This window comes from Martinezella calliandrae (genome assembly GCF_030272695.1).
GTDB classification, from domain to species: domain Bacteria; phylum Pseudomonadota; class Alphaproteobacteria; order Rhizobiales; family Rhizobiaceae; genus Rhizobium; species Rhizobium calliandrae.
Genome location: NZ_JARFYN010000009.1, coordinates 1 through 17,776 on the forward strand (window position 1 = coordinate 1; position 17,776 = coordinate 17,776).

14 protein-coding genes and 4 pseudogenes are annotated in these 17,776 nt (G+C 58.5%); 11 read left to right on the forward strand and 7 right to left on the reverse strand.

The window, feature by feature from the left end; all coding sequences use genetic code 11:
* Together PY650_RS08800 and PY650_RS08805 are read right to left on the reverse strand one after the other, a co-directional pair.
* A pseudogene (locus PY650_RS08800) lies at nucleotides 1-98 on the reverse strand (electron transfer flavoprotein subunit alpha/FixB family protein); the annotation flags it as partial.
* Between the two features lie 240 nt (nucleotides 99-338).
* Nucleotides 339-2,375: an NADH:flavin oxidoreductase gene (locus tag PY650_RS08805; RefSeq protein WP_285878743.1), complete on the reverse strand. Its 2,037-nt coding sequence runs from the start codon at nucleotides 2,373-2,375 to the stop codon at nucleotides 339-341.
* 149 nt (nucleotides 2,376-2,524) lie between these two features.
* On the opposite strand from PY650_RS08805, the gene PY650_RS08810 reads away from it, so the two are divergent.
* From PY650_RS08810 to PY650_RS08840, 7 genes and pseudogenes are all read left to right on the forward strand, one after another.
* A complete protein-coding gene (locus PY650_RS08810) occupies nucleotides 2,525-3,154 on the forward strand; it encodes a TetR/AcrR family transcriptional regulator (protein WP_285878744.1) in 630 nt (209 codons plus the stop codon).
* Nucleotides 3,155-3,167: 13 nt separating this feature from the next.
* The gene (locus PY650_RS08815) at nucleotides 3,168-3,962 is read left to right on the forward strand and encodes a pyrroline-5-carboxylate reductase family protein (RefSeq protein ID WP_285878745.1); all 795 of its coding nucleotides are present in this window, start codon (nucleotides 3,168-3,170) and stop codon (nucleotides 3,960-3,962) included.
* Between the two features lie 71 nt (nucleotides 3,963-4,033).
* Nucleotides 4,034-5,035 (forward strand): ABC transporter substrate-binding protein, encoded by a 1,002-nt coding sequence (locus tag PY650_RS08820; protein ID WP_285878747.1) that lies wholly within the window; start codon nucleotides 4,034-4,036, stop codon nucleotides 5,033-5,035.
* Nucleotides 5,036-5,128: 93 nt separating this feature from the next.
* Nucleotides 5,129-6,016, forward strand: a complete 888-nt coding sequence (locus PY650_RS08825; protein ID WP_285878749.1) for an ABC transporter permease — start codon at nucleotides 5,129-5,131, stop codon at nucleotides 6,014-6,016.
* Complete coding sequence (locus PY650_RS08830) at nucleotides 6,009-7,091, forward strand: quaternary amine ABC transporter ATP-binding protein (RefSeq protein WP_285878750.1); 1,083 nt, start codon at nucleotides 6,009-6,011, stop codon at nucleotides 7,089-7,091. Before PY650_RS08825 ends, PY650_RS08830 begins: the two co-directional genes overlap by 8 nt.
* A gap of 27 nt (nucleotides 7,092-7,118) precedes the next feature.
* Nucleotides 7,119-7,232: pseudogene (locus tag PY650_RS08835) on the forward strand (hypothetical protein); the annotation flags it as partial.
* A gap of 20 nt (nucleotides 7,233-7,252) precedes the next feature.
* Nucleotides 7,253-7,495, forward strand: a pseudogene (locus PY650_RS08840) (Ldh family oxidoreductase); the annotation flags it as partial.
* 255 nt (nucleotides 7,496-7,750) lie between these two features.
* On the opposite strand, the pseudogene PY650_RS08845 reads toward PY650_RS08840, so the two are convergent.
* A pseudogene (locus tag PY650_RS08845) lies at nucleotides 7,751-8,803 on the reverse strand (S-adenosylmethionine:tRNA ribosyltransferase-isomerase).
* Nucleotides 8,800-9,522, reverse strand: a complete 723-nt coding sequence (locus tag PY650_RS08850; protein WP_285878752.1) for an SDR family NAD(P)-dependent oxidoreductase — start codon at nucleotides 9,520-9,522, stop codon at nucleotides 8,800-8,802. The pseudogene PY650_RS08845 and the gene PY650_RS08850 overlap by 4 nt, the downstream one beginning before the upstream one ends.
* Before the next feature lie 86 nt (nucleotides 9,523-9,608).
* On the opposite strand from PY650_RS08850, the gene soxR reads away from it, so the two are divergent.
* On the forward strand, nucleotides 9,609-10,043 hold the full coding sequence (gene soxR, locus PY650_RS08855; RefSeq protein WP_285878754.1) for a redox-sensitive transcriptional activator SoxR: 435 nt from the start codon (nucleotides 9,609-9,611) through the stop codon (nucleotides 10,041-10,043).
* Between the two features lie 291 nt (nucleotides 10,044-10,334).
* The gene (locus PY650_RS08860) at nucleotides 10,335-12,431 is read left to right on the forward strand and encodes a carboxy terminal-processing peptidase (RefSeq protein WP_285878755.1); all 2,097 of its coding nucleotides are present in this window, start codon (nucleotides 10,335-10,337) and stop codon (nucleotides 12,429-12,431) included.
* 251 nt (nucleotides 12,432-12,682) lie between these two features.
* On the opposite strand, the gene PY650_RS08865 is transcribed toward PY650_RS08860, so the two are convergent.
* Complete coding sequence (locus tag PY650_RS08865) at nucleotides 12,683-13,369, reverse strand: SDR family NAD(P)-dependent oxidoreductase (RefSeq protein WP_285878757.1); 687 nt, start codon at nucleotides 13,367-13,369, stop codon at nucleotides 12,683-12,685.
* A 22-nt stretch (nucleotides 13,370-13,391) separates the two neighbouring features.
* Nucleotides 13,392-14,231, reverse strand: coding sequence for an alpha/beta fold hydrolase (locus PY650_RS08870; RefSeq protein ID WP_285878758.1), 840 nt, complete (start codon nucleotides 14,229-14,231; stop codon nucleotides 13,392-13,394).
* A gap of 403 nt (nucleotides 14,232-14,634) precedes the next feature.
* Between PY650_RS08870 and PY650_RS08875 the strand changes: the two genes are divergently transcribed.
* Nucleotides 14,635-15,255, forward strand: coding sequence for a CGNR zinc finger domain-containing protein (locus PY650_RS08875; RefSeq protein ID WP_285878760.1), 621 nt, complete (start codon nucleotides 14,635-14,637; stop codon nucleotides 15,253-15,255).
* A 238-nt stretch (nucleotides 15,256-15,493) separates the two neighbouring features.
* Here PY650_RS08875 and PY650_RS08880 read toward each other — a convergent pair whose 3' ends face one another.
* Entirely contained in the window at nucleotides 15,494-16,393 is a 900-nt protein-coding gene (locus tag PY650_RS08880; RefSeq protein WP_285878762.1) for a GNAT family N-acetyltransferase, read from the reverse strand.
* A gap of 238 nt (nucleotides 16,394-16,631) precedes the next feature.
* Between PY650_RS08880 and argE the strand changes: the two genes are divergently transcribed.
* Entirely contained in the window at nucleotides 16,632-17,756 is a 1,125-nt protein-coding gene (gene argE / locus PY650_RS08885; RefSeq protein ID WP_285878763.1) for an acetylornithine deacetylase, read from the forward strand.
* The last annotated feature ends 20 nt before the right edge of the window (nucleotides 17,757-17,776 follow it).

Consider the following 17,776-nt stretch of genomic DNA (forward strand, 5'->3'; position numbering starts at 1 on the left):
GAGATGATGATCTTCGCAGATGTCAGTTCCGGACGATCGGAGGTCGATAGCGCGTCCTTGACGAAGGTCGACAGACCGGGATTGGCGACCGCAGGGATCTCTCGACGCACAGGGTGTCAGACAGGAACTCGCTAGACCGGAAGAGGGCTGCCACTCCCTTCCCTTTGCACATCCGGGTGTTCCAGCGCCAAAAAGATTTCCAGGATCGAACAACGGCCCTCCGCATGCCTCACACATTGGTCGAAGGCTGCGAATGTAGCATTGATGAAGTGCTGCAGGTCCTCATTTCTTGGATTCATTCCGTCCCCTCCCAGCGGATCGACCAATCGTTCCGCGCGCTAGATGTCCTTCGCGATCCGAAGGCCATCGTAGATCGCCGCATGCGTATTGCGGGCCGCGACGGCATCACCTATCCGGAACAACTGAAATTTCCCTTCAGGGTTGCGAACGACAGACTGGGATCTTCCCGAAAGAAGCTGGTCGTGTGAAATTTCGCCGAAGTTGCTGGAGAGCGGCTTCAGCTCGAAATACAGCTCGTCGAGCGGAATGGTGCCGTGATTCACAACGATCTGGTCGACGACGCGCTGCTTGGAAACGCCCCCGTAGTCGCTTCCGATATTGGCGACGATCTGGTTGCCGTTCTTCTCAGCCGACTCCAGCCGGAACGTCACAGTAAAAGTGACATCGAGCTTCTGCAGCGAGCGCATGTACGGAACGAGGTTCATCGCCATGACTTCCGGCGCGAAAGAGCGGTCGGGCGTCATGATTTCGACCTTCGCTCCTGCCTTTGCCAGGAATTCAGCAGCCTGCAAACCCGCATGATCACCAGCGTCATCGAAGATCAGAACATTCGTGCCGGGTTTTGCGTCGCCTGAGATGATATCCCAGGACGAGACGACAAGTTCGTTTCCCTTTGAAAGAATCTCCGTATGTGGCAGGCCGCCCGTCGCGATGATGACGACGTCCGGATTTTCTGCGGTGACCGTTTCCGCTTCTGCCCAGGTATTGAAGTGGAACTTGACGCCATGCTTCTCGCATTGGCTCATGCGCCAGTCGATGATGCTGATCATCTCTCGCCGGCGATCGCTGCGCGCTGTAAGTCGGATCTGGCCGCCCGGATCGTTCGTGGCCTCGAAAACGACCACTTCATGCCCGCGCTCGGCCGCAACACGCGCCGCCTCAAGACCGGCCGGACCGGCTCCGACGATGACAACCTTCTTCCGGACGTCGGCCTTCGACACGATATGCGGCATGGTGAGCTCACGACCTGTCGCTGCATTATGAATACAATAGGCCGCGCCACCCTGGTAAATGCGGTCGAGACAATAATTCGCGCCGACACAAGGGCGAATGTCCTCCTCGCGTTTTTCGATGATTTTCCGCACGATGTGCGGATCGGTCATATGAGCCCGGGTCATTCCCACCATGTCCACTTTTCCGGCGGCAATGGCATGACGGGCGGTGGCAACGTCTGGAATTTTCGCGGCATGGAACGTCGGGAAGTTCGTTGCCGCGCGAATCTCGCCGGCGAAATCGAGATGCGGCGAATTCGCCATGCCCTGAATCGGAATGACATCGGTCAGGCCCGGATCTGTGTCGATGTGGCCGCGGATGACGTTCAGGTAGTCGATGAGACCGCTATCGCGCAGCCGCTTGGAAATTTCGATGCCTTCTGCCTTGCCGGTACCGCCGGGAAGACATTCGTCGGCCGTATACCGCACGCCGACAATAAAGTCGTAGCCTACGCGTTCACGTATCGCCTTGAAGACGTCCAGACCGAAGCGCATACGATTTTCCAGTGGGCCGCCATAGGAACCGTCGAGTTCGTTGGTGAGCGGTGAAGCGAACTGATCGATCAGATGGCCATAGGCCTCCAACTCCACCCCATCCATGCCACCAGCTTTCATGCGTTCGGCCGCATCCGCGAAGTCCTTGATGATGCGCTCAATATCCCAGTCTTCGACCTTCTTTGGAAACGCGCGATGCGAAGCTTCACGATGATGCGATGGTGCGACAACCGGTAGCCAATCGCCTTTGTCCCAACGCGTGCGACGCCCGAGATGGGTCAGCTGGATCATGATCGCCGCGCCCTCTTCGTGCACGGCATCCGTCATTTCCCGGATCCAGGGAACGATCTCGTCCTTATAGGCGAGCAGGTTATTGAAAACCGGCGGGCTGTCCCTCGAAACCGCGGCAGACCCGGCCGTCATTGTCAGGGCGACGCCGCCCTTTGCCCTCTCCACCGTGTAAGCCCGATACCGCTCCTTCGGCATGCCATCCTCCGGATAGGCTGGCTCATGCGAGGTCACGATGATGCGGTTGCGAAGCGTGAGATGCTTGAGCTGATAAGGCTGAAGCAGAGGATCGTTCGACATGTGTCGGGCTCCGGTTTATGGCTTGTTCGCGCTCGACGCTAGGGCAAAATGTACATTAATGTCAATAAAGAAAACAAATAAGTACGCAGCGTCGACATATATGTACATTTTTATTGAATCGGGTTTCGATTTTTGTTAGGAGATAGCTTATGGAACAGGTTTTGAATGACAGCGGCTGGCGTGGTTCGCAGGAAGGATGGTTGGAAGCCGCCTACGATTCCCTACTGGAATCAGGCGTCGATTCAGTAAAAATCCTACCGCTCGCCAAAAGGCTGAACCTTTCACGAACCAGCTTTTATTGGTTCTTCAAAGATCGTGAGGAACTGCTGAGCGCGCTGCTTGCACGCTGGCGGGAAAGAAATACTGGCGGCGTAATCAAGCAATCGGAAGCTTACGCGGAATCGCTCGCCGAGGCGATGCTAAACGTGTTTGATTGCTGGCTCGACAGGAACCTGTTCGACTCGAAATTCGAGTTTGCGGTGCGCAGTTGGGCGCTACAGTCGGAAGATATACTTGCCGAGGTTCAAAAGGCCGATCAGCTCCGGCTTGATGCTCTGAAGCGGATGTTCATCCGCTTCGGCTACGAAGAGGATCCGGCCGATGTCCGTGCGCGCACGACCTATCTTGTCCAGATCGGTTACATTTCGATGCAATCGAACGAAGACACCGCGATGCGTATGAAGCGCATCCCCGAATATATCGCCATCTATACCGGCCAAGTGCCCCAGCAAAGAGAGCTTGACCGCTTCTTTGCGCGTCATGGCCATAAGCCCGAGTGAGAGGAAAGTGGTGATGGATGGTGCTTTGCGGATTGGCATCATCGGTGGTGGCGGCTGGCTCGGCGGGGCGATTGCCGGTGCATTGCTTGATACCGGCGTGGTTGGGCCAGAGCACCTCGCCCTTTCATATCGGCGCGAACGGCCGGCGCGCTTAGGAGCTTCTTTCTGGACCGCAAATAATCAGGCACTCGTCGACCGATCGGATGTGATCGTTCTCTCCGTCCGCCCCTCCGACTGGCCTAGTATCGCCGTCAATGCACATGACAAGCTTATCATCTCCGTTATGGCCGGAATTCGCCTGGAGCAATTGGCGGCACGCCACAAGACCAAGCGTGTGGTTCGGGCCTTGCCGAACGCAGCGGCGGAAGTCGCCAAATCCTATACGCCATGGATTGCCTCGGGTCAGGCCGGTGAAGACGACCGAAAAATTGTGAGGGCCATATTTGATGCCTGCGGGACGCAAGATGAAGTCACAAGCGAAAGCGACATTGATTATCTGACCGGCCTGACCGGCTCGGGACCGGCGTTTCCCGCCCTGTTGGCCTCAGCGATGATGCGTGATGCGGTCGCTTACGGCCTGCAGAAAGAAGTCGCGCTACGAGCGGTCAGTACTGTGTTTATAGGGGCCGGCCGTTTGCTGGAGCGGCGCGACGATAGTCCCGATGCCATTGTTGAAGCGTTGGTGAACTATCGCGGCACAACGGCAGCGGGCATCGAGTCCATGCGGGCGACAGGCTTCGAAGCAGCCGTCGCCGAAGGCCTTTCGGCAGCGTTCCAGAAATCGGTGAGCATGGGGAAAGCCTTCTGACGACCGCTGGGGTGGGTTAACGCGGCGTCCCTCCCCCGGGGCAGTAGAACGCCGCAACAGAGGGAACGAAAATGAAGAAACTACTTGCATCCACATGTCTGGTATTCGGCCTTTTCGGTGGAGCGTCGATTGCAAACGCCGCAGAATGCGGGAGCGTCACCATCGCCAGCATGAACTGGCAAAGCGCGGAGGTTCTGTCGAACCTCGACAAGATCATTCTCAACGAAGGATATGGTTGCAGCGCCGAGATCACCGTCGGCGATACGGTTCCGACCATCACCTCCATGGCTGAAAAGGGCCAGCCGGATATCGCTCCGGAAGCCTGGATCGATCTTCTGCCGGAAATTGTCAAGAAAGGCACGGAAGAAGGCAAGCTGGTTATCGCCGGCACGTCCCTGCCCGATGGCGGTGTGCAGGGCTGGTGGATCCCGAAATATGTCGCAGACGCGCATCCGGATATCAAGACGATCCCGGACATGCTGAAACATCCTGAGCTCTTCCCCGATCCGGAAGACCCCAAGAAGGGTGCCATTTTCAACGGTCCGCAGGGATGGGGTGGCACCGTCGTTACCTCGCAGCTCTACAAGGCCTTCGGCGCCGAGAAGGCCGGCTTCACGCTCGTCGATACCGGATCGGCCGCCGGCCTCGACGGTTCGATCGCCAAGGCTTATGAGCGCAAGGAAGGTTGGGTCGGCTACTATTGGGCTCCGACCGCCCTGCTCGGTAAATACGCGATGGTGAAGCTCGATGCCGGTGTTCCCGGCGATGCGACCGAATGGAAGCGCTGCAACACCGTCGCGGATTGCCCTGATCCGAAGCCGAATGCATGGCCGGCCGACCATGTTGTGACGCTCGTGGCCAAATCCTTCTCCGAGAAGGTCAGCCCCGAGGTCATCGACTATCTCAAAAAGCGCTCCTGGAGCAACAATACCGTCAACAAACTGATGGCCTGGATGACCGACAACCAGGCGAGCGGTGAAGACGGCGCCAAGCACTTCCTAAAGGAAAACAAAGACATATGGACAAAGTGGGTTTCGCCGGAAGCGGCCAAGAAAATCGAAGCGACATTGTAGTCGCCCAATCAAGCGGTGCGCGAAAAGCGCACCGCTTCTCAACTGCCGATAAAATAAAAAAAGACCACGGCACTTAAGAATAAGGGGAACGTTATGGAATGGTTTTATAAATTCCCGCACATGGACGACGATGCGCTGCGCAATCTAAAGAAGGCGATCGACGACGGCTTTCGCACCTTCACCCGCGCCTATGGCGACTCGATCGAGAACTTTTTCTCCCCTTTGCAGCATTTTCTGATCGCGTCGGAACGGTTCATGACACAGACGCCCTGGCCGATCATCACCCTGATCATCCTGGCGATCGCCTGGGCGGCAAGCCGCAGCCTGAAGGTCGTCCTCGGCTGTCTCGTGACACTACTGTTGATCGGTTATTTCGACATGTGGGACGACACCATGCGCACGATCTCGATGATCTTCGTCTGCACCTTGCTGTCGGTCGCCATCGGCATTCCGATCGGGATTTTGATGTCGCGGTCGGACAGGGTGCAGAGAGTCGTCAATCCGATCCTTGACGTCATGCAGACTATGCCGAGCTTCGTCTACCTCATTCCGGTGGTCATGCTTTTGGGCATCGGCAAGGTGCCGGGACTCATAGCGGTCGTCATTTACGCCATCCCCCCGATGATTCGACTGACCGATCTCGGTATCCGCCTCGTCGACAAGGATGTGCTGGAAGCGGCCGACGCCTTCGGATCATCGGGCACGCAGAAGCTATTCAAAGTGCAGTTGCCGCTCGCTCTGCCCACCATCATGGCCGGCATCAACCAGACGATCATGATGGCGCTCGCCATGGTCGTCGTCGCCTCGATGATCGGCGTGCAGGGGCTCGGCCAGCCGGTGCTCAAAGCCATCGCCAACCAATATTTTACTTTGGGCATCTTCAACGGCCTTGCCATCGTCGGCATTGCCATCATCTTCGATCGGGTCAGCCAGGCCTACGGCAAGCGGCTCCAGAAACATCGGGAGACGGTCCATGGCTGACACGCACTTCAACGGCATCAAGATCCGTCATCTCTATAAGATCTTCGGACCGGAAGCGACGAGGCATGTCGAGGCCGTCAAGAACGGCGTCAGCAAGATCCAGCTCAACGAACGGTTCGGCCATGTTCTGGGGCTGAAGGACATCAACCTCGAAATGCCCTCCGGCTGCATCCAGGTGATCATGGGGCTGTCAGGCTCGGGCAAGTCCACGTTGATCCGGCACATCAACCGCCTGATCGACCCGACCGCTGGCGAAGTGCTCGTCAACGGCGTCGACGTCGTCAAGATGAACCAGGCCGAACTGAGGGAGTTTCGCCGGCACCAGACGGCGATGGTGTTCCAGAAATTCGCGCTCCTCCCCCATCGCAACGTGCTCGACAACACCGTCTACGGCCTTGAAGTGCAGAGCATGGAGCGGGCAAAGAGTGTCGACATCGCCATGTGTTGGCTGGAGCGCGTCGGTCTGAAGGGGTTCGAGCAGAAATATCCCAACCAGCTTTCCGGCGGCATGCAGCAGCGGGTCGGCCTTGCCCGGGCATTGGCCAACGACGCGCCGGTGCTGTTGATGGACGAGGCCTATTCGGCGCTCGACCCGCTGATCCGCACCGACATGCAATCAGTGCTTCTCGATATCCAGAAGGAGATCAAGAAGACGATCGTCTTCATCACCCACGACCTCGATGAGGCCCTCCGACTAGGCGACCAGATCGCCATTCTGCGTGATGGCGAAATCATTCAGCAAGGGACCAGCCAGGACATCGTCCTTAGGCCTGCCGATGACTATGTCGCGAATTTCGTGAAAGAGGTCAACAGAGGGCGCGTCGTTCAGGTCGAAGCCGTAATGTCACCGCTGCGCGCCGGCGTCGGACTGGGTGGGCAGATAATCGCGGCTGGCACGACGGTCGAAGATGCCGTGCGCCTGCTGGCCTCGGCGCCGGACGGAGAGGTCACGGTAGTTTCGTCGTCGGGGGAAGCGGTGGGGCTTGTCACCTTCCGTCAGCTCGCGGAAGCGATGGTCAATTCGAAAGACACATCGAAACAACACGCCGGCGGCCCCTTAGCTGCAGCACTTTGATACTACGCGAGAGAGGAGCTCCGTCGCATGCTCCTCGACACAGAGCATCCTTTGCGAAAGCAGCCCCACAATGAGCTCCACGCGAGGCCGTCCCTCTATTTCGATGGCGACACGGACGTCTGGCAGTCTGCCATCGTCGGCGTAAAGCAGAGGAACTCGCAATGCGCGCCTGCATGGCGGACGGTGCTTCGCAGGCGAGCGCTCGCTCTCTCGTAGACGCCACATTGTCGGCCGCAGTTTTTGGTCCCGCAACGCTGGGCTTTCCGCATTTCGTGGATTACCTCCATGGCTTCGCCGAAGGCCGGATCAAGGGTGACCCGCAACCCAGTCTGCAACGGAGCCTCCCCGCATTCATGATTTCGGATGCCGACGGCGGGATTGCCCAGCTCGGCTTTGACCTTGCTTCATTCCCGGTGTGACTGGAATCACCTTCCCGCCGTCCCCAACGACGGAGCTTAAGATTCCGCGCGCTGTTTTTGAATCTATCAGTCGATTTGCGGCACCCAGGCAGCGCGCAAACAGCAAAAATAGGTCGTAGACCCTCCCCAGAGCTCTCTCTCTTACCGCGCAATTGTCGCAATAGGGCATAACCAGGTGCCCATCACCGTGTATTGGCGACGCCATCGCCAGCATAGCCACGCCCAAGTAGACGCTTCGAGTCAACCACCGCGGCCCGTCGACAGAGGCAGCGGCTGGCGATCGAGCAGCATGGAATCGCCAAATTCATGCGTGCGATAGCGCCCCGCTGCAAGCGCTGCTGAAGCTATGGCGAGCAGGGCATCGTCGGCGAAGGCGTGCAGAAGCTCGAAGTGGCTTTCGCCGGGCTGGTGGACGCCCGTCAGAATTGCATCGACGACGCGGAGCGGCGTGCCCTGCGCAATGCGCCCCGTCGCAACACCATTTCCGGCGCAGACGCTGCCATCCGGATTGGCAGCCGCCTCGAGTGCGCGCACGACGCTCGTGCCGATCGCGATGATGCGGCGGCCGCGGAGCTTCGTTCGTGCGATCTGCTCTGCGGTGGACTCCAGGATGCAATAGGGCTCGTCGAAAGGAAGACGCGAGTCGAGCGCGGGATCGCCCGTGGAAGAAATGCCCGCGGCATGCGTGAGCGATGCGAATCCGATGCCGCGCCGACGCCAGTCCTGAAGCGTGCGCCAGTCGAGCGCGAAGCCTGCCGATGGCGCCTCGAACGCGAACGGCCGAGCCGCGATCTTCGTCCAAACATCCCATAGCGCCAACGGCTCGGGAACATGCGCGTATTAGATCGGCCGGCCATGCTGTGCCAAGCCCGCAAACACCGCCGCGCCGTTGCTGTGGAAGCGCAATTGAAGAAGTCGAGGGTGGTCGAGAAGGCGCTCTATACTGGCCTCGAGCCGGCCAAATTGAAAATAGTCGCCCGGTGACAGTGGGGGCGGTGCCGGACGGTCTTCCGTGCGCGTGCGATGATCGCCCGAACCGAAGGCAAGCGCCACGAAGCGGGTAGGATCGGGAGGTGATAGCCAGCCGGCCAAGCGAATCTCTATCGCCTTCCCGCTTGGCACATGGGTTCCCCACAAGCTCGCGGGCAGGGTCGCGGCATCATTGCCGACGACTAGATCACCAGGAGCCAATAACATTCCAAGTTCAGCGCGCGGCAGGTGGCGCATCGTGCGGTGCGTGTCTACGACGAGCAGCCTGCCCGAGCGCCGATCGGGGCGGTGAGCGGCAATCATGCACGTGCACCGGTGGTCAGCTTATCGCGAGCCGTCAACGCGTCGAGCATCTTTTCAATGATCTCGGCCGCGGCCAATTCGGGGGCTTTCAAGGTGAATGGATCGGAATCCGGGAGTGCCATCGCGTGAAGAGGGGTGTCCATATCGCCGGGGTCGAGCGCGAGGAACCTTATGCCGTCGGGCTTGGCCTCCTCGTCCCAAATCGCGGTAAGATGGGCAAGAGCTGCCTTGCTCGCACCGTACGCTCCCCAGCCGGGATAGGCGTTGACCGCCGCGTCGCTGGAAATGTTGATGACCAGCGCGCCGCAGCCCTCGCGCGCCGACGCGGCAAGCGCGCCGAACAGGGCTTTCGTCAGTCGGAACGCACCAAGGAGGTTGACCGCAAGCGCCGCTTCCAGCTCCTCGCACTCGGTGTCGGCCAGAAGCGCCAAAGGGACTGGGCCGAGGCTCGACGCATTATTGATCAGCACATTGACCCCGCCGAGGCTGGCAGTAACCTGCAGCGCGGTCGGATAGATGTCGTTCTTCTTGCCGACGTCGGCGACGATCCCGTGCGCGCCCGTCTCGGCGGCGATGCGTTCGACGCTCGCTGCGGTGCGAGCTATGAAGGCGACACGCGCCCCCTTCGCGGCAAGCTGTCGCACAAGCGCCAGTCCCAGCCCCGAGGTGCCGCCCGTGATGGCCACGCGAAGTCCCTGAAGATCGATAGATGTTTGCATTGCAGATGCTCCTTCAATGAGAACGCATAATCGCTACAAGTTCAAGTTAACTTGAAGTCAAGCGGGAATCGTGCTTTTGTCTATGCATGGATCCAATGCTGACAATTACTGACGTGTCGCGGCGCAGCGGCGTTGCTTCATCAGCCCTGCGTTTCTACGAGGAGCGCGGGCTGATCGCGTCTGAGCGCGCCGGCTCGGGGCATAGGCGCTATCACCGGTCCATATTGCGCCGGATCGCCTTCATCATCTTTGCACAGCGGATTGGGCTGACGCTCGAGGAGATAGGCGCCGAGCTCGCCAAGTTGCCAGCCGATCGTGTGCCATCGCGTCGGGACTGGTCGCAGTTGTCGGGCGAGTGGGCAACGCGCATCGATGAGCGCATAGCCGAATTGCAGCGGCTGCGATCCGGCCTTACCGAGTGCATCGGTTGCGGCTGTCTGTCGATCGACCGGTGTGGCCTCGCGAACCCTGCCGATGTGGCGGGACGCAAGGGGCCGGGGCCAAGGTATTGGCTGGGGTGAGTAAGCCTCCAGCTGACGATCTTGGGTGACGATGCCGTATTGGCTAGACTGCGGTCACCTCGTCCTGCGGTTCCACGATGCCAGAAGAAAGGCGAGGGTCAAAGTCGCTAGGCTTACAGAATCGATCTAATTCCGCCAGCAATTCTGTCCGCGACATACCGAAATCTCTCTCCGGGACTTTTTCAAACACGGATTCAGAGGGAGCGCGCCGATTTAGTTGCTAAAAAACCATAATTGCTCCACGAACACCACTCATTAAAGACCCAACCGTGAGAATTGGATCGAAGCTTAATGCGTTTACAATATGGTTTCCTCTGTCTGTTCCTAGCGATTGCTCCATCAGCATACGCGCTGGAAACTGGCACACCGACAGTTTTGACGCCGCTACCGCAGCAAGGACAAGCCGCTCATTTGAGCGCGCAATTTCTTGCGCGTCTCCACTATAAGCCCGTTCCGCTCGATGATGCCCTGTCGGCCAGGATCATGAACCAGTTTATCAAGTCGCTGGATCCAGACCGCGTCCTCTTCCTGCAGACGGATATCGACAAGTTCACCGCCATCAATACTAAGATTGACGATGCCATAAACCGGGAAGACCTGCAGATCCCCTTTTCCATTTTCAACGTCTATGTAAAGCGCGTTGTCGACCGCATGAACTACGCGCGCGACTTGCTCAAGCAGAGCTTTGATTTCAGTGTGCAGGAAGACTATCCCCTCGTCCGCGACAAGGAGCCCTGGCCGCAATCGGAAGCGGAAAGCAATGACCTGTGGCGCAAACGCGTCAAGAACGACTGGCTGCGTCTGAAGCTGGCAGGCAAAGACGATGCCGGCATTCGCGATACGCTCGACAAGCGCTACGAAAACTCCCTCGAGCGTGCCTATAAGTACAAGAGCGACGACGTCTTTCAGACGTTCATGGACGCCTATACAACATCGATCGACCCCCATACCGACTATTTCGGCGCAGCCGCTGCGGCGGAATTCGATATTTCAATGAAGCTTTCGCTCGTTGGCATCGGCGCGGTATTGCAGGAAAGAGATGACTACACGACGATCCGTGAGCTCGTCGCCGGCGGCCCTGCGCAAGTGTCCGGCAAGCTCGCGGCTGGCGACCGTATTGTCGGTGTCGGTCAAGGCGAGAATGGTCCGATAAAGGAAGTTGTCGGTACGCGCCTTGATGAAATCGTGCAGATGATCCGCGGCGCAAAGGGATCTGTCGTGCGCCTGGACATTCTGCCGGCGGACGCAGGAGCGGATGGCAAACATCACGTCATCAGCCTGGTGCGCGACAAGATCAGCCTTGACAAACAGGCTGCCAACAAGACGATCCTGTCGATAAAGAATGGCGACGCCACCCGCAAGATTGGGGTGATTACCTTGCCCGCTTTCTACGAAGACTTTGAGGCGCGGCAAAAGGGCGACAAGGACTACCGTAGCGCCAGCCGCGACGTCGCCAAGCTTCTCGCTGAACTGAAACAGGACAATGTCGACGGCGTTTTGATCGACTTGCGTGATAACGGCGGCGGTTCGCTAGCCGAAGCGATTGATCTGACAGGTCTATTTGTCGGCAGGGGTCCGGTGGTTCAGGAACGCGATGCCCGCGGTAAGGTGAACGTTGAAAGCGATGATCTTCCCGCGCCGGCGTGGACAGGCCCGCTGGCTGTGTTGATCAATCGTGGATCGGCGTCAGCTTCGGAGATCTTTGCCGCGGCGATTCAGGATTATGGTCGAGGTGTGATTGTCGGCGAACCCAGTTTTGGCAAGGGCACCGTCCAAACTGTGATCAATCTTGACCAGTTGACCCACGGCAGCAAGCCAAAGTTCGGCGAATTGAAATTGACGGTTGCCCAGTTTTTCCGTGTCGATGGCGGTACGACACAGTTGCGCGGCGTGACGCCCGATATCAGCTTGCCGGGCTTTTCTGATCCCAAGAGATTTGGGGAAGCGAGTTATGACAACGCATTGCCGTGGTCGAAGGTCAAACCGGCCAACTATACCCCTGAGGGCGATATGAAGACGCTGCTGCCTCAACTGCAGAGCCGCCATCAAGCTCGGGTGGCGAACGACAAGGATTTCCAACGCTTTACAGAAGACGCTGCCGAACTGAAGGCGCAGCGTGAGAAACGGGTTGTCTCCCTGAATGAAGCAGAGCGTCGCAATGAATTGATCGCTCAGGCCAATCGCCTCAAGTCCCGCCAGCAAATGAACGATGGTGTGGACACCAGTGAAGACGATGGCCTGGAGGCAAACGAGCGTAGCCTCAGTGCCGATATTGCGATTGAAAATGCCCGCAGGAATGCTAAAGACGTCTTGTTGAACGAGACCGCCTCCATTGTTGCCGACGAGGCGGATCTCCAGGCAGGCGTGTTGAAGACTGTCCCGCAATAACTGGGAAACAGTGGCAGAACGTGACAAATTATCCGCAAGCGCAGTCCTCGACCCCAGACGCCCACCGGATCGCACGCTCGCCTGTGCTCTGGTTCTAAACAACTTGACTGAGGCACGGGCGGCGTTTTTGATGACGCCGCCGGGTTTCGGCGCATATGTCCGATCCGTCTCAGACGGACTTCACCTCGCCATCGTCCATCCGGAGCGTCGTACCGTCATCCAGCGTGCGGCTGGCGAGACGATAAAGGCCATTAGCTCGGCGACCTCCTCCGGCTTGCCGTAGCGCGCAATGCCCGCCTCCTTGGGAAACCGTGCTGTCGCCTCTTCCACGCTCTGTCGTGCAGCGGCGCCCAACGCGCCAGATAACTGCGTCGGCGGCCCGTCATGACAGGTCCAGGCAGGACGCTGTTGACCTGCACACCATCCTCGATACCGCGGTCAGGGAAGGCCTTGACGGGCGCTGATATCGCTGCGTTGATCGTGCCGACCGCACCTGCTTTCGGAAAGATGGCGGAGCCGGACATCAGCACGACGGAGCCCTTGGTCTCCTTCAATGCCTGCAATGCCGGCCAGGCGGCGACTGTCAGGCGGCGCGCGCCGTGCAGTTTCAGCGCCAGGCCGTCATCCCATTGCCGGTCCGTCATCTCGAAGACGTCGATCTGCGGCACGGCGCCGGCAATGTTGAGCAGCGCGTCGATCCGCCCGAAGGCGGCGAGCGCTTTGTCGACAATGGCCTGCGCAGCGACAGGCTCTGCAAGATCCACCTCAATGACGAGTGCTCCCACCCCCGTCGCCCCAACTGCTTTCGCCGTCTCTTCCAGATTGGCCTTATTGCGGGCAACGAGCACAAGCTCCGAAAAGTCCTTGGCAAGCTGGATGGCGGTTGCCTGACCCTTACCCTGGCTGGCACCGGTAATGATAGCGACCGTGTCGGACATGGTTTTTCTGCGTTTAAAGGCTTCAGCCAAGGAAATCACGGATGGCGGCGGCAATTTCTGCCGCATGGGTTTCGAGCGCAAAATGACCGGTATCAAAGAACTTGATCACCGCCTCGGGCATGTCTCTGCGAAAGGCCTCCGCACCCGGCGGAAGGAAGAAGGGGTCGTTCTTGCCCCAGACCGCGAGGAAGCGTGGCTTGTGGTTGCGGAAATAGTCCTGGAACATTGGATAGAGCGCTACATTGCTCTTGTAATCGCCCATGAGGTCGAGCTGCACAGTTTCCGCGCCAGGCCGCGACAGGTAGAAATTGTCAAGCGAATAGCCATCCGGCGAAATTCTGTCAGGATCCGAAACGCCGTGGGTGTACTGCCATATGGTCGCCTCCGGTCCCAGGAAGGCCTTAAGTGCGTTGCGGTTTTCTTCTGTCGCATTCTGCCAATAGGCCTGGATTGGGTTCCAGCCTTCGCTCAGGCCTTCCTCATAAGCATTGCCATTCTGCGAGATAACGGCCGTGATCCGCTCCGGATGTTTCACCGCCAAACGGAAGCCCGTCGGCGCGCCATAGTCGAAGACATAGACCGCAAAGCGGTCGAAGCCAACGATCTCAGTGAAACGGTCGATCGTGTTTGCAATGCTATCGAAGCTGTTGGCGACTGGATCGTCTGACTGGCCAAAGCCCGGTAGGTCGGGCGCGATGATATGGTACCGGTCGGCCAGCAGCGGAATGAGATCGCGGAACATATGGCCAGAGGTTGGAAAGCCGTGCAGCAGCAGCAGCTTTGCGGCGCCCTTCGCGCCTGCCTCGCGATAGAAGATCTTGGTCCCGTCAACTGTGACTGTGCGGTAGGTGATCGTGGTCATCGTAATGCGTTCCTTCAGTTGATGTGGTTGGGGCAGTGATACGCGGGGGGTTTGTGGTTCCCGTGCTGCTTTTTGCCGGCTAAAAATCTCGGGTCGCAGGTAGAGCAGCAGGGCGCAGCAGTCACGCCAAAGCCCTCGGCCACGAGTGGCCCGATCACCTCGGCTCAGCCGCAGCCATCCGCCCAGGCTCCACGGACGAGCATGATGTGCATAGTCTGCTGATGCGTTGACTGAGCTGACATCCAAGTGCTCCTTAGGTCGCTGCATGTAACCTGTTTGATCGATACTAAGAGGTTATGTCAGGAAAACATAACTTGTCAATAGGCTTTTGACAGGTTACACATATGGAACGTTTTCGAGGGGCAGCCATGAATTGCAATCGGCAGCCGGAATAGGATTTGTGATGGATAACCACTCTCCCGCCCTTTTTCTGGGTGACGCGCTAGCGCTGGATTTCCTGAATTCGGTGGCAACGCCGGTCGAAGTGCCGGTCGATTGGATCGAGGATGGAGAAGGCTTTTTGCGCTGGCTTAAGCAGGCAGGCCTCGTCTCGCCAGAAGTACTTGAGGCGATACGGGCCCAGGCGCTACCGGGCGAGTTGGATAAGGTCGCCGATCAGGCAAGGAACTTACGCGAGTGGTTCCGGACTTTTGTGCGCGTGCATAAGGGAAAGCCACTGACGCCTAACGCGCTCACCGAGCTGGAACCGCTCAATCGCCTGCTGGAGCGAGACGAAGGTTACAGCCACCTAGTGACGCGACGTACAGACGAAGGCGAAGTCTTGGAACTTCAGCCGATGCGCAAGTGGCGGTCGCCGGAAGCGTTGTTGCTACCGGTCGGCGAGGCTCTCGGCCGCTTCGTCTGCACCGAGGATTTTTCGAACGTGAAGGCATGCGAAGGCCAGTCCTGCACCCTGCTGTTTGCCGATCACACCCGCGGCCACCGCAGGCGCTGGTGCAGCATGGCGCTTTGCGGCAATCGTGCCAAGCAGGCAGCGCACCGGCTTCGACTCAAGTCGGCGTAACTAGCGGCAGCGCTCTTGCCAGATGAAGGCTTACGAGCAGAAGCTGCCTTGGGTCGGTTCGAAGGTAGTTTACAGTACCTCGAGCGGACACGAACCGGCCCTAAATTCCCGTAGTCGAACTCTTAAATAGGTATGAACCTTTCGTACGCGCATCAAATGCTCCGAATACCTCTAAGGCTCAAAGGAGCTTGAACTTTAGATGCCTGGTGCGATTTAACAAGATGGCAGCGCTTGGCAACTATCCGAAAGACTGCGAAGCAAGCGCGAAAACGATCGGAGAACCATTGCTTGGGCTCCCATAGGCGGCCGCCTCACAAGAAACCATAGTCGTTACAGTGTCAAAGATGGACATGCCGCTTTGCTGGACAAAATTGGCGAATGGACCTGTATCAAAATGCGTATCGAGCCGGAGAAAGCTACCGATATGCGCGACGACATGCGGTTGAATGACGGCAATTGCGTCTTCTTCATAATAGGCGACGACAGGACCAACGACGTAACCTCGGCCGAACCGACGGCGCATGGAATAGGCCATTAGCCTGTGGCCGTCATAGAGACCGTAGCAGACGGAACTCTCAAAAAGCCGCAAAAGATGCCGGTAGCGCGACGTACCAAAAGCCGGCTCGTCGAGGGCGACGATTGCATCCAGATCACCGCGTTCGAGCCGTCTCAGTTGAAGCCCTCGCTTGAGAGGCCCCACCTGGGGAACGGAGACAACCTCGCCCTGACACTGAAAGACCGTTTGTTGCGGCGTAAAACCAAGCGCTGCGCACATTCGGCGCGCTGCTCTTGTCGCATTCAGCCTGAACCTTTCATGGTGGCATTCCGCCAGCATCCGTTTGACGAGCCACTTGGCCGTACCGTTTGTCTGGAGCCGGGGCGCAGTGATCAACATGCCGAATGTGGCGAAAGTCTCCCCATGCGGGAACCACATCGTCGAACCCGAAACCCGACCGATTTCGTCAAGAGCTACAAAGCCACGTCCGACATCGCGCAGGTGCTGCCAATCCTGCGACCGATGCGGCCATCCAACCGACATTGAGAGAGCCTGAAGCTGAGACAGATCGACATCCGCAATATCGGCAAAACGCATCTCGAATGCATCAACATGCAGTTTCTCAGGTATTTTTGTATCCATTCGCGATCCAGCCGCCATTTGATTTGCCGACCGCAGATTCGAGGAGGCCGGCTCATGCTCGACCGACCTTACCCCAAACCGCGCAAAACATTTGACTGCGTATGCAAACTGCGGCGTAAGATTTAACCGTATGAGCAGTGCTTTCGGCAGCTAAACTTCTGGCGAGCGCTTAACCTTCCCATTGATCACTACGTCAATCGCACAAGCGTTGACGGCAATCGGACATGGGAACACATCGATGCGCGCCCCGGATATCCTGGCAAAACTGGTCAGTTTCGTCTCGGTCGTCGGAACGCCGAATGCTGATATTTTGGAGTGGATCGGGACCTATCTGAAATCCTTCGACGCTACAGTCGATATCATTCCCGGCCCTGAAGGCGACCGGTCGAACCTTCTCGCGACGATCGGTCCCCGCGACAAACCGGGCTATGTCCTATCAGGCCATATGGATGTCGTGCCAGCCAACGAGGCTGGATGGACGAGCAATCCGTTCGTGCTGCGTGTAGATGGCGAACGACTGTATGGTCGCGGGACCAGCGACATGAAGGGGTTTCTGGCGGCATGTCTGGCGGCTGTGCCGATGCTTACTGCTGGCCCTCTCATGCGACCGATCCATTTTGCTTTTTCCTATGACGAGGAGGCAGGCTGCCGCGGCGTCCCGCATCTCATTGCGCGCCTGCTGGAGCTTTGCGAAACGCCACTCGGCGTCATCGTTGGGGAACCCAGCAACATGCGCGCCATCCTCGCACACAAGGGGAAATCAGCCGCTCGCGTCACCCTGAAGGGACGCTCCGGTCACTCGTCGCGGCCCGATCTAGGGCTCAACGCAATCCATGCCGCCGCCGAGGTTCTGCGGGCAGCAATTTCTACCGCCCATACTCTCGCCCAAGGACCATTCGAAGCAGAGTTCGAGCCGCCTTATTCATCGATCTCAGTCGGCACCATTCACGGCGGGCAAGCCGTCAACATCATTCCGGACCTCTGCACTCTGGAGATCGAAGCTCGGGCGATTTCCAGTATAGACCCAGCGGCGCTGCTGTCTCCGGTGAGGGAAGCCGCTGCCGCACTTGAGCATCGGGGCTTTCAAGTCCAATGGGAGCAACTAACCTCCTATCCCGCCCTCTCCCTTTCACGGCCAGCCCTTCTTGCCGATCTGCTGACTGAGCTGACGGGCACAGAGCCGCTGGCAGCCGTCAGCTACGGCACAGAAGCCGGGCTCTACCAGCGTGCCGGCCTGGAGGCGATCATCTGCGGCCCCGGCGATATCGGACGCGCGCACAAGCCGAATGAATTCATTCTCATGGACGAACTCGCCGCCTGCCAGGTCATGATCGAGGCTCTCGCGCGACGTTGCCTGGCGTGATGCCGAAGGATGAATAGCCG

Excerpts from the sequence above, each read along its gene's own strand:
- PY650_RS08820 (WP_285878747.1), top strand. The coding sequence starts at position 4,034 with ATGAAGAAACTACTTGCATCCACATGTCTGGTATTCGGCCTTTTCGGT.
- PY650_RS08875 (WP_285878760.1), top strand. The coding sequence starts at position 14,635 with ATGGATAACCACTCTCCCGCCCTTTTTCTGGGTGACGCGCTAGCGCTG.
- PY650_RS08860 (WP_285878755.1), top strand. The coding sequence starts at position 10,335 with ATGCGTTTACAATATGGTTTCCTCTGTCTGTTCCTAGCGATTGCTCCA.
- soxR (WP_285878754.1), top strand. The coding sequence starts at position 9,609 with ATGGATCCAATGCTGACAATTACTGACGTGTCGCGGCGCAGCGGCGTT.
- PY650_RS08870 (WP_285878758.1), bottom strand. The coding sequence starts at position 14,231 with ATGACCACGATCACCTACCGCACAGTCACAGTTGACGGGACCAAGATC.
- PY650_RS08830 (WP_285878750.1), top strand. The coding sequence starts at position 6,009 with ATGGCTGACACGCACTTCAACGGCATCAAGATCCGTCATCTCTATAAG.
- PY650_RS08810 (WP_285878744.1), top strand. The coding sequence starts at position 2,525 with ATGGAACAGGTTTTGAATGACAGCGGCTGGCGTGGTTCGCAGGAAGGA.
- PY650_RS08850 (WP_285878752.1), bottom strand. The coding sequence starts at position 9,522 with ATGCAAACATCTATCGATCTTCAGGGACTTCGCGTGGCCATCACGGGC.
- PY650_RS08805 (WP_285878743.1), bottom strand. The coding sequence starts at position 2,375 with ATGTCGAACGATCCTCTGCTTCAGCCTTATCAGCTCAAGCATCTCACG.
- PY650_RS08815 (WP_285878745.1), top strand. The coding sequence starts at position 3,168 with ATGGATGGTGCTTTGCGGATTGGCATCATCGGTGGTGGCGGCTGGCTC.
- argE (WP_285878763.1), top strand. The coding sequence starts at position 16,632 with ATGCGCGCCCCGGATATCCTGGCAAAACTGGTCAGTTTCGTCTCGGTC.
- PY650_RS08880 (WP_285878762.1), bottom strand. The coding sequence starts at position 16,393 with ATGGATACAAAAATACCTGAGAAACTGCATGTTGATGCATTCGAGATG.
- PY650_RS08825 (WP_285878749.1), top strand. The coding sequence starts at position 5,129 with ATGGAATGGTTTTATAAATTCCCGCACATGGACGACGATGCGCTGCGC.
- PY650_RS08865 (WP_285878757.1), bottom strand. The coding sequence starts at position 13,369 with ATGTCCGACACGGTCGCTATCATTACCGGTGCCAGCCAGGGTAAGGGT.